Origin of the sequence: Maridesulfovibrio ferrireducens (assembly GCF_016342405.1) — a bacterium.
Lineage (GTDB): Bacteria > Desulfobacterota > Desulfovibrionia > Desulfovibrionales > Desulfovibrionaceae > Maridesulfovibrio > Maridesulfovibrio ferrireducens_A.
Genome location: NZ_JAEINN010000038.1, coordinates 1 through 10,580, shown reverse-complemented (window position 1 = coordinate 10,580; position 10,580 = coordinate 1). Strand labels below are relative to the sequence as shown.

The 10,580-nt window shown below is 38.9% G+C and carries 8 protein-coding genes; 5 read left to right on the top strand and 3 right to left on the bottom strand.

Going from position 1 to position 10,580, the window contains the following annotated elements:
* The first annotated feature begins 592 nt into the window (after positions 1-592).
* The 4 genes from JEY82_RS19190 to JEY82_RS19175 all read left to right on the top strand — a co-directional run bounded on the left by JEY82_RS19190 (position 593) and on the right by JEY82_RS19175 (position 6,343).
* Positions 593-1,162: a hypothetical protein gene (locus tag JEY82_RS19190; RefSeq protein WP_304088820.1), complete on the top strand. Its 570-nt coding sequence runs from the start codon at positions 593-595 to the stop codon at positions 1,160-1,162.
* On the top strand, positions 1,146-1,658 hold the full coding sequence (locus JEY82_RS19185) for a hypothetical protein (RefSeq protein ID WP_304088817.1): 513 nt from the start codon (positions 1,146-1,148) through the stop codon (positions 1,656-1,658). The genes JEY82_RS19190 and JEY82_RS19185 overlap by 17 nt, the downstream gene beginning before the upstream one ends.
* Positions 1,659-1,678: 20 nt before the next feature.
* Entirely contained in the window at positions 1,679-2,509 is an 831-nt protein-coding gene (locus tag JEY82_RS19180) for a hypothetical protein (RefSeq protein WP_304088815.1), read from the top strand.
* A 138-nt stretch (positions 2,510-2,647) separates the two neighbouring features.
* The gene (locus JEY82_RS19175; protein ID WP_304088813.1) at positions 2,648-6,343 is read left to right on the top strand and encodes a TonB-dependent receptor; all 3,696 of its coding nucleotides are present in this window, start codon (positions 2,648-2,650) and stop codon (positions 6,341-6,343) included.
* Positions 6,344-6,404: 61 nt separating this feature from the next.
* On the opposite strand, the gene JEY82_RS19170 is transcribed toward JEY82_RS19175, so the two are convergent.
* The 3 genes from JEY82_RS19170 to proC all read right to left on the bottom strand — a co-directional run bounded on the left by JEY82_RS19170 (position 6,405) and on the right by proC (position 8,630).
* Positions 6,405-6,740 carry a zinc ribbon domain-containing protein YjdM gene (locus tag JEY82_RS19170; protein WP_092159445.1) on the bottom strand — a complete coding sequence of 112 codons (336 nt, stop codon included), beginning with the start codon at positions 6,738-6,740 and terminating at the stop codon, positions 6,405-6,407.
* A gap of 311 nt (positions 6,741-7,051) precedes the next feature.
* A complete protein-coding gene (locus JEY82_RS19165; RefSeq protein ID WP_304088810.1) occupies positions 7,052-7,714 on the bottom strand; it encodes an HAD family hydrolase in 663 nt (220 codons plus the stop codon).
* A gap of 124 nt (positions 7,715-7,838) precedes the next feature.
* Complete coding sequence (gene proC, locus JEY82_RS19160) at positions 7,839-8,630, bottom strand: pyrroline-5-carboxylate reductase (RefSeq protein WP_304088808.1); 792 nt, start codon at positions 8,628-8,630, stop codon at positions 7,839-7,841.
* Between the two features lie 478 nt (positions 8,631-9,108).
* Here proC and JEY82_RS19155 point away from each other — a divergent pair, with 478 nt between their 5' ends.
* Positions 9,109-10,518 (top strand): BCCT family transporter, encoded by a 1,410-nt coding sequence (locus tag JEY82_RS19155; protein WP_304088805.1) that lies wholly within the window; start codon positions 9,109-9,111, stop codon positions 10,516-10,518.
* Positions 10,519-10,580 lie beyond the last annotated feature (62 nt).

The following is a 10,580-nucleotide window of genomic DNA, read 5'->3' as shown; positions in this document are numbered from 1 at the left end:
ATGTCTTGATTTTAAAACGCCAAATCAAGTATTTAGAGACTTAAACAACAGTTGCACTTACTAGTTGAATCTAGGATTTAATTAAACAAACTCAATATAGATAAATTTTTTCTATCATACACACAAATAAACTGCACCTCTTACGTGAATGATAAACGCTGCATAATACCAGCATGCCTGATGAAATCACCATTTATTCCGGTTGCTCCAAATAACTCACAACTCGTTTTAACAACAAACATCCTCCCCTAAATGCCTGTTTCTACTATCTTTATAGATCCTTCACGTTTATTTTAACACAACCAGCTGAATTTTCATGGCCTCAATTTTCTCCAAATGTGAGTGATGATTTAACAACATTAATCAGTTGAAATTAGTTGAAATCGATTATGGAAATGGGTTAAGTAACATATGGGTTAGCTAACTGGCACAGTAAAATTAAATATTACAGCCATGACACAAATCTTGATTAATTTTTAAAAAAAATAAAATTAAGTATAAAGTTCTAACCTTGGTGTCCGATAACTATTTATAAGCGGAGAATAAGGCGTTTAAAAAAGAAAGAACCTACAACCTTCTGGGGAGAAACTTTATGAAAAAATTCATTATGTTGCTAAGTTGTGCAGCGTTGTTATGTGCTAGTGCAGCTTTTGCTGAAGAAACAACTTTTGAAACATCGATTACCTTGGCTCAGCCATTCTCGATCGATAGTACAACAAATGCAGACTTTAAAACTATTTACACTACCGGTGCTGCTGAAACCATCACCATGAACGTAGTACCCATCGTTCCTGTTGCAGGAGCTACCCTAGGAGACGCTTTGCCAACATTTACAACTGGACAGGTTATCCGCGGAACATCTGCACCTGTAACAATGACAACCGAAACACCTGGTGTTATTTATATTGTAGCTGCACAAGAAAATGTGGACCTTGCTATTGCTTTGGTCGGAACGCCAACTCTGGACAAAGGATTCTATTCTGGAACTCCTACTCCTATCACCGTTTCCGGTATCACAAGTAATATCACAGCGTTTAACAGTCTGGCCATTGCTGCAACTGAATTTGCTTCACTGGTAGTAGGACCAATCCTTAGTGTCCCCGCATCTGTTGAAACAGGAACTTACACCGGTACTGTAACTGTTGATGTTACTGCAATTTAATCCCAAAACAATCAATAAAACAGCTATATTTGTTCTTACCATGCTGGTCTGGATGAATATAGCTGTTTTCGTATTGTTTGTCCCTAGGACTTCATACGCAGATCCCCGGATATACCTGGCTCAAAACCTGGCGTTTGGCCGGGTTATCCCGCGTACTAGATCATTAACAATAATTATTGATGCGTTAGGTTCAAAAGTTCCTATGTGTGCTCCTTCGAATGCTTGTGATATAACTGGCGGCCATGCGGCATGTCTTTATTTTTACGATTTTGGAAACGTGCATATCAGCTTAAACTTCCCGAGTTCAGTTGATTTACATACTGAAGAAGGGACTAAGGGTGCCACATTACAACGTATGCACATGTTTAGCGATGTAGAAGCATTTGTTGAAGGAACTCGACAAAAAGCCTACATAGGTGGGGAATTGATTACTGACTACACTGCTTACGGAAAAAGCTTATCCGGCACAGTTCATGTTGAAATTACAACCTACTAGATACTATTGGAGAATATACGTTGTTAGCTATACTTAGAAAAATTTTTATATCATTTTTTTTATTTTTTTCTCTTGCTTCATCGGCATTTGCCGTTGGCGGAATAATGATCGAACCTATGCGTGTCGAGCTAAAAAATAATCAGCGCTATGCAGTGGTGACTGTCTTTAATCAATCAATAAAAGAACCAGTCACATATAACATCTCCACCCTGCCCATGCGAATGAAAGAAGACGGTTCCCTTTATATTCCTAAAAAAATGACAAAAAGAGAACTATTAGCTCAGTCTATGGTTAAATTTTCACCTCGTACCGCCATTATAGACCCCGGCGGCAAGCAAGTCGTAAGAATAGTAATTCGCAAACCGCCTAATCTTCCTGAAGGGGAATATTATACCTACATGAGAGTCGGACCAGTTACTAATCCTAATAAAAAAGCTGAAAACCACTCCCCCTCAGATTTAAACATAGACAAAGGTGGTGTCATTATTGATCTAAAAGTAGGCATGCGGATACCTGTTATGATCTATCAAGGTACCCCCAAAGTCGTGACTACTATCGACGACCTTAAAATAATCAAGGGGCAAGACGAAGACTCATTACAGCTAAAATTAAAATGTAAAGGAAATCGCTCCAGTTATGTTGGCGTCTCCATATATACCATGGTCAATGGTGAGAAAAAAATTATTGCCAGCAAACCAAGAATTGTAACCTATCTCCCACAAACAACTAGGATTGTGGTGTTACCAAAGCTGGACAAATCTTTTCAGCGGGGCAGCGTTACCGTAGAACTAACGAACTACAATGATCGAGATAAAAAGATTATTGATTCTAAGAAATTTATGATTAAATAATCAGATTATTAAACATATTTTAATCTTTATTTTAGCCCCGTGCATAACCTGCACGGGGCTTTTTTCTGGCATTAATTTTGCAATTACCTACAGAATGGAAAAATAAGTAATTAATTTTAAATAAAGTAAACAGGTTGTATGAATTTTAAGACTACTACAGGATTGCTTGTTAAAAGCGGAATTGGATTGATGATAGCAGCTGGTTTAGCTCTATTATTGATGCAAGCTCTTAACCGTGACAATCCAAGTCAAAAGTCTGACAAATCTGTTGAAGAATTTAAACGTCCCGACTCTTCAAGCATTCGCATGGGAATTATGCCACCAAGCGACGATCCATCTATCCAAACTGGAAATGAACCAGCTTCTTCTCTCGAAGGAATCTCGGGGTCAGAGTCAGACATCTACCCCCACTCCGATTTTGAACTTGCAAAAGAATCCTTAAAAACTGATGAAAGAGAAAAAGCTGATTCTGTTCCTAAGCAAAAAAAGCCATTAAAATCAGCCTCTACAAAATCCAGATCCTCTGTGGTCAGGAAAAAAGCTCCAGTAGTGCTTGCTCCACTGGTAAAGCCTAAGCCCTCTCCACCTCCTCAACGTAAAGCCGAAAAAGAAGTTTCAAGCGTCGTTCCTGTGCCTGTTCCTGTGCCAGTTATTGCGCAAGAAACGCCTGTAGAAAAAGAACAGATTATGAACTCTGAGCTTGATACTCCAATGTATGAAAGCAAGAGTTTGACAGGAACTGATCGACCAGTAGCTGATGGAGACATTATTCTTGATGTCTATTTACGGAGTAATTTGGTCTACCAAGGATTATTTTGTCAGGGACGAGGAGGAAATCTTTTTGTACCTATAGGTGAAATGTTTGGCATTTTAGGCTTTGCCATTGATGTGACACCAAAAGGAGCTGAAGGATGGTTCATTAAAGATAACAGAAAATTTTCATTTTCTTTAGAAACAGGTGAAGCAATTTCAAATAAGCAAACATATATGCTGCCAATGGATAAATATTTTTATTCTGAAGATGATATCTACATGGAATTAAAACAGTTCAACTCTCTTTTCCCTTTGAAAATTAAGCCTGATTTTCAAAATCTGATTTTATGGATTACTCCTTACGAAAGCCTTCCGATGGAACTTATGAAAATGCGTCAGGACGAGCGGAGAATTTATCAAGCAAAAAATGGATTACGCTATCCCCTTCGCGATCTGGATTATGCTTCAGTTGCTCCTCCGCGTTTGGATGCAAAGGTAAGTTTAAGCTACCAGGATAAAGACAAAAAACAATCAACAAGAGCAACTGCTGCCGGTCTCTTTCGAGGAGATCTGCTTTATATGTCGACCGCTTTATATGGCGCAGTTACCTATGACTATACTAAAGATAAATCAAAGATTGATTTTAAAGATTTATCATTAACTGCAGAACGACTTTTTCTAGATAACCCGTATATAGCCAAGGTAACCATAGGCGATATTATTCCGTCAACGACCCCTCTGGGATCTACTGGAAAACTTGAACGCGGTGTAAGGATTTCAAACAAAAATTCAATGAGTTCTACCACTAGTGACGCTAAAACATTTGCCGGCAAGGGTATTCCTGGATGGGATGTAGAGTTATACCGTAACAATCAACTAATCGGATTCCAAACAATTGACATATCGGGGAATTACTTATTTGAAGATGTAACTCTTAATTACGGAGTTAATAGGTTTAAACTTGTTTTATACGGAACTGAGGGACAACAAGAAATTCGTGAAGAAATTGTTACAGTAGGTTCCTCGCTTACCCTAGGTGATGTTGAATATGATTCTTCTTTTTCACAACAGGGAGTTGGCGTTTTTAGTGAAAAAGTTAGTAAAGTTGACCCTACAGACACAGCACTAAAAGGCACAACACGTCTTAAATCTGGTGTAAATATTGGGATTGGTAATGGTCTGGGCTTACGCACAGGACTAACAATGGATACTTATAGAAATAAAGAAAGAACGGTTGGTTCTGTAGGTTTAAGTGGAGGCTACGATGTTTTTCTTGGTCAATTTGACCTTGGATATTCCACTTACGGTTCTACAGACTTAAAGGCGAGCGTTCGTGGCCAACTCGATGGAGGGCAAAATATAAATATGGGCTTAAAGTATCAATTATCTGACAATTATGAAGAAAGTAGTATTAAAAATAATCTACAATTTGGATTTTCCGACAACACAAATTTCACCCAATCTATACGGCTGGCTTACAGTGCTAATCTTGCGCGCACAACTGAGCATACCGGCTATGATGATGATTCAAAATATTATGATCTTAGTGGCTCTTTAAACTTTTTTTCCGATATCGGACATTTCAGTTCTAATCTTGGCGGTAGGTTATACGAAAATAAAGTATCCGATGAAGAGCCTAATTTATATGGTTCTTTTACTTTTTATAGAGCTTTCAAAGACGGAAGTCTTCGGGCCAACGCTGAATTCGGAGTGGATGATTCAAGTGATTCATATATAAGATCATTAAGTTCTACTGGTAATTTACGTGTAACTCCAAAACTAAACACATCTGTTACGGTAAGCAAATATCTCACAGGAGCAGAACTTCTTTCCGTAGGAAACACATGGAGCTACTCGTTTGGAAAAATTTCTCCTTATATTCAAGGAACATGGTATAACGATGATTCATATTTCCTATATGCCGGATTTTCATTAAGCGTTGATTTTGATCCTTCGACCTATTTACCGCAGCTATCTAGTGGAAGCTCCGGCTTAGGAGGAGCAGCCTGTCTGGTGTATAACGATAAAAACTATAACAATGTTTTTGATGGCGAAGATAAACCTCTTGAAGATATTACTCTCAAAGCACACCAGTCAAACAAGCATACTATCACAGATGAAAATGGCAGAGCTTTTTTGTACCAGTTGGCTCCTATGCGTAGCACGGATGTATCTGTCGATGAAGATTTGATTAAAGATATTCGTCTTGCCCCCAAAGGGGGTGTTGCGATAACTCCTCGTGAAGGTAAAGTTTACAATCTTGAATTTCCTTTGCATGTATGTGGTGAAATAGAAGGTTATGCTTACCTTATTGTTGATGATAAAATCAAAGGAAGAGCTCATATTCCTATGCAGCTTCTCGATAAAGATGATAAAATAATCGAATATGCATGGACTGAACAAGATGGTTTTTTTGCCTTGGCTAAAATTCTTCCCGGCAATTATAAATTACGAATTGATCCAAAATATTTAGAAAAAAAATCTTATTCTGGAACAACTGTCGAAAATATTGAGATCAATACAAGCGGAAATATTGTTTCAGATGCATTCCTGTTTTTTGGAAAAGAAAAAATTATCGGATTGTTAAAAGACAAATTCACTACTAAATTAAAACTCGGAGATGATGCTCAGAATTTTTTTGACTATACTGACCTTGATACGCCGCAAGAGACAAATATAATGTCGACTGAATCCCAAATTTCAGAATTGCTGGTGCAATTAAAAACTGAAGAATTTAAAGGTCTGGATGCTGAGATAGCGTCACCTGTCAACACGGATTCAAATATAATTGCCAACAATGTTGTTTCTTCTACAGAAGAAAACACCAGCAACAACGATATCGTTAAGAATTACGCACTAGTTCTAGACGTATTTATCTCCGAAAAAAGTGCGATACGGGCTATATCTCATTATGAAAAAGTATATCCCGACAAATTAAAAGGATATTCTTTATCTTATCAAAAAAAAGGTGACGGATTCAGCGTTATTCTTAAGGGCGTGAACAGCAAAAAGAAAATGCTTGCAATGGCGAATCTATTCATGTGTACCCCGCAGCTGATCAGGATTGCGGAACTAAACTAACAAAAAAACCTCTTACAGCTAAAAAAGCCATAAGAGGTTGATTTTAATATCTCGGGTACTACTAACTTTTTTTAACTATCGATGTTTTAAGATACATTGAACCAAAACCAGGGACTTTGCATGAAATATCATGAACGCCATCTTCTGGCTCTATCAATTTGATATTTTTTACTTTTGTTCCCTTTTTAATGGAAGAAGATGCGCCTTTCACTTTTAAATCTTGGATAACTATAACCGTATCGCCATCAACCAAGACATTGCCATTCGCGTCTTTATATACTTTTTCCTGCACATCTTCGGCCTGAAATTCAAAACCACATTCTGGGCAAATAAGAATACTGCCATCATGATACACATACTCACACTTACACTGCGGACAATTTGGTAAATTTTCCATTACTTCCCAACTATTAGTTTTTTGTTATCCCTCTTTATTAAAGGGAGTAATCCATTAAAATAGCGCAAGCTAATTCATCCAACTTTACAATTTCATAAAGGCTTGGATAAAATCACACACAGCTAAAATATCACCTTATGATAATTTGTAGTGCTACCATTGTCTTTTCTGAATTGCTACACGAAAGACTTAGTCAAAATTGCCCTGATACAAAAAAGGTAGGCGCTGAAAACTTAAATTCAGCGCCTACCTTTTTCATTTTTTTAAATCTATAAAGTTAACGTTTGCCAACCCCACATCAACTTTTATGTTTAAAGCAACTTTGCCAAATCTGACGGAGAATCAAAAACAATTTTGGCTCCGGCTTCTAACAGTTCCTTACTACCTCGAAAACCCCATGCAGCCCCGACAGGAATCATACCTGCATTAATAGCGGTATGTATATCCACATCCGAATCACCGACAAAAACGGTATGTTCAGGTGCAACTCCCATAGACTCGGCAATCTTCAAAGCGCAGTCCGGAGCGGGCTTTAAGGGAACGTCATTCCGCCCTCCATGAACCGAAAAGAAATCCACCCCGGGCAGAAACTTTTCCACCGCAACTTTAGTGAACTCCTCCGGCTTATTGGAAAGCACAGCGAGCTTTTTACCGGCAGAGGACAGAACCTCAAGTACTTCCAAAGTTCCGGCATATGGGTACGCAATGGTATTCAGCTCCCGTTCAAATTCTTCAAGAAGAACAGGAACCAGAACATCGTAATTATCCTGAGTCCGCTTGTCCTCCGGCAACATACGCCAAGCCAATGTTTTCGCACCGGCACCTACAAAATGACAATAAGCGTCGACAGGATGAGTAGAATGCCCCAGCCGGGCAAGTGCACCATTGCCCGCAGCTGCAATTTCGTTCAAAGAGTAAAGCAAAGTGCCGTCAAGATCAAAAATTACAGCAGAAAAATTATGTGAATAATTCATTAGTCCAACCGTATTATTATAGTTAATTAGCAGTATAAATGAATTACCTACGTAATCTCATTAAGAGAAGGAGGCAAGTTCGACTTATTTCAAGACAAATGTACAGGTTCTCAATAGCTATATATTAACCAAGTTCTATACTTCGGGTATACGCCATACGGATTGCATCCATAATATTCCCGCGTATGGCAGTACGATCAAAATGAACTAAAGCGGCAATAGTTGTCCCTGCGGGAGCAATAGACATTTCTTTAATCATACTGACATGTTCTTTTGATTGTTCTGCCATAAGGCTGGAACCCCTGAAGAGTTTTTTGACCATGCGAGAGGAAACGTCACGGTGCAACCCCAGCTCAACCCCTGATTCTATCATGGTTTCAATAAGATAGAAGATATAAGCCGGGCCTGATCCGATGAGTGCGGTAAAGACATCAAACTGATTTTCAGGCAGGACATGCACGTCTCCTAAGTTCCGGAAAACATTCTGAATTAACTTTTTTTTCTGCTCTGAAATGATTTCATCATCCAGACAAATAGCTGTGACTCCTTCTTTAATTAAAACGGGGGTATTAGGCATGGCCCGGACGACCGGACAAATGTTTTGAGTACTGTTTTTAAGTGACTTCAAAGTCAATCCTGCGGCAATGGAAATTAAGCATTTATCTTTCGTCAAAGCTGGAATCATTTCAGGCCATATTCCGTCAGCCTGTTGCGGCTTAACAGCCAGAACAATAAAATCCGATTTTTCAGTTAATTCCTGTACATTTTTACAAGGAATAAGATCGGTCTCTTGAGCAAGTTTTTCTAATTTTTCTCTAGTCTGATTCAATCCATAAATAGTAATATCAGCCACTTCTGAAAGAGTTCTTATAATGGGACCTCCCATATTACCTATTCCAATAAAGCCTATTTTCATTTCAAATCCCCTTTCTTTGTTTTCGTCAAATTATTTTTGCTGCGGCGTACAGACCTTCTTTGCCCTTAGTTTCAAAGGCTTTACGACAATCCCATAATTCGGTATAGCGTACCACTAGTTTTATATAAATTTTACGCTTTTTTAAAGCACAGAATTGTGTACCGAATTACAGTATTTCATACCACTTAATCACATTATAGCTGAAGCAAAGACTTAGGTCTCACTTCCACGCCGATACATGATCTATTTGTCTAGATGATTTTATCAATTATTGCAGGCAAACGCATTAACAAATAATCAAAACGCTTATTGACATCAATGCCTAGTTTTTTTAGCATACCGCCTAATGGTACAGTATACCACAAACGCTCCGACAGAGTTGTTGCCCCGAATGAAGAACGACTTAAAATTTATGTCGTGATATCTAAGAATTTGATTAGAAACACAATTCTACGGACAAAACAGTGAGAGAGGCATTATGTCAGCGGCAAGGAAAAGGGATGAACACAGGGAACTCAATCATTATACTTTTTGGCCCGGATTTATACTCTTACTCGCCGGAATAACGTTAGGACTGGCATATCAAGAAGGTCTCGCGATTATGCTGAGCACCACAATGAACTGGATTCATATAACTTTCGGATGGCTGGAAGTTTCTCTGGCCATTATTATTGTCATGTTTACTGTCGGAATAGCCTTTTCTCCTATCGGAAATATAAGACTTGGAGGTAGAGATGCCAAACCCGAATTTACTTTTTGGCAGTGGTTTTCTCTATCTCTTTGCGGATGTATCGGTATAGGCATTCTTTTCTGGGCCATGGGTGAGCCTATCTATCATATGATGCAACCTCCATTGAGTTTGCACATCGACCCCGGTTCCAAAGACGCCGGAATCTTTGCCATAGCTCAAACGACTCTGCACTGGACCATCGCTCAATACTGTTTCTATACCATCTGCGGAGTAGCAATTGCTCTGGTGAGCTACAACCGTAACTATCCATTATCAATAGCTGCCGGTATGTACGCCCTTTTCCCTAAAAAGTTGCGCCCAATTTTAGTTCCAGCAGTTCATGCACTTTGCCTTTTCTCTCTTTGTTGTGCCATTGCCACCAGCATGGGAGCGGGTCTTATGCAGATAGGAAGCGGAACAGGGAGAATTTTTGATTATACTCCAGGCCCCTTGACCTGGGCTGCTGCTGCCGCGATCATCATTCCAATTTATATATTGTCATCATATTCCGGTCTAAAAAAAGGGATGCGAATCCTGTCCACAGGAACTACAAAAGCTTTTTTCTTATTTATGGCTATTGTCCTTTTTGCGGGCCCCACGCTGTTCATTCTGGGAATTGGAGTTGAATCCTTCGGATATTTTGCAAGCAATTTTTTCCGCAACAGTACCTTGCTCAATACGATGCAGATAAGCGACAAATGGCCCATGCAATGGCTTGTTCCATATATGGAAATCTTTTTCATCTTTGCTCCATTGCTGGGACATTTTCTGGCTCGCATGGGTAAGGGAAGAACTATCCGTCAGTTTATTCTGGTAAATATTATTCCACCGACAATCTTTTGTCATTTCTGGATTGCAACTTTTGGCGGAACAGCAGTCTATTTCCAATGGACCGGACTGGTCGACGTCTGGGCCGGTATACATCAATTCGGAATGGAATCTATGGTATACATCCTTCTTTCCCAATTCCCATTCTGTAAAATTTTGATGGGACTGTTTGTAGTCACTATTGTATTTTCATTTGCCACTATGACAGACTCTTTGGTTGCAACCTTGGCTATAATATCTACCAAAGGCGTACGGGCAAGTGAAGAACCTCCCAAAAAATTAAAAATTATCTGGGGTGTTGTTACCGGACTTATTGTAAGCGTCACATAGGCTCCATCTTTTAAAAGAAGTCCTGATGATATAAGCTTAGCCCTTGTTCTTTGACATATACT

Excerpts from the sequence above, each read along its gene's own strand:
- JEY82_RS19170 (WP_092159445.1), bottom strand. The coding sequence starts at position 6,740 with ATGGAAAATTTACCAAATTGTCCGCAGTGTAAGTGTGAGTATGTGTAT.
- JEY82_RS19155 (WP_304088805.1), top strand. The coding sequence starts at position 9,109 with ATGTCAGCGGCAAGGAAAAGGGATGAACACAGGGAACTCAATCATTAT.
- JEY82_RS19190 (WP_304088820.1), top strand. The coding sequence starts at position 593 with ATGAAAAAATTCATTATGTTGCTAAGTTGTGCAGCGTTGTTATGTGCT.
- proC (WP_304088808.1), bottom strand. The coding sequence starts at position 8,630 with ATGAAAATAGGCTTTATTGGAATAGGTAATATGGGAGGTCCCATTATA.
- JEY82_RS19165 (WP_304088810.1), bottom strand. The coding sequence starts at position 7,714 with ATGAATTATTCACATAATTTTTCTGCTGTAATTTTTGATCTTGACGGC.
- JEY82_RS19185 (WP_304088817.1), top strand. The coding sequence starts at position 1,146 with ATGTTACTGCAATTTAATCCCAAAACAATCAATAAAACAGCTATATTT.
- JEY82_RS19175 (WP_304088813.1), top strand. The coding sequence starts at position 2,648 with ATGAATTTTAAGACTACTACAGGATTGCTTGTTAAAAGCGGAATTGGA.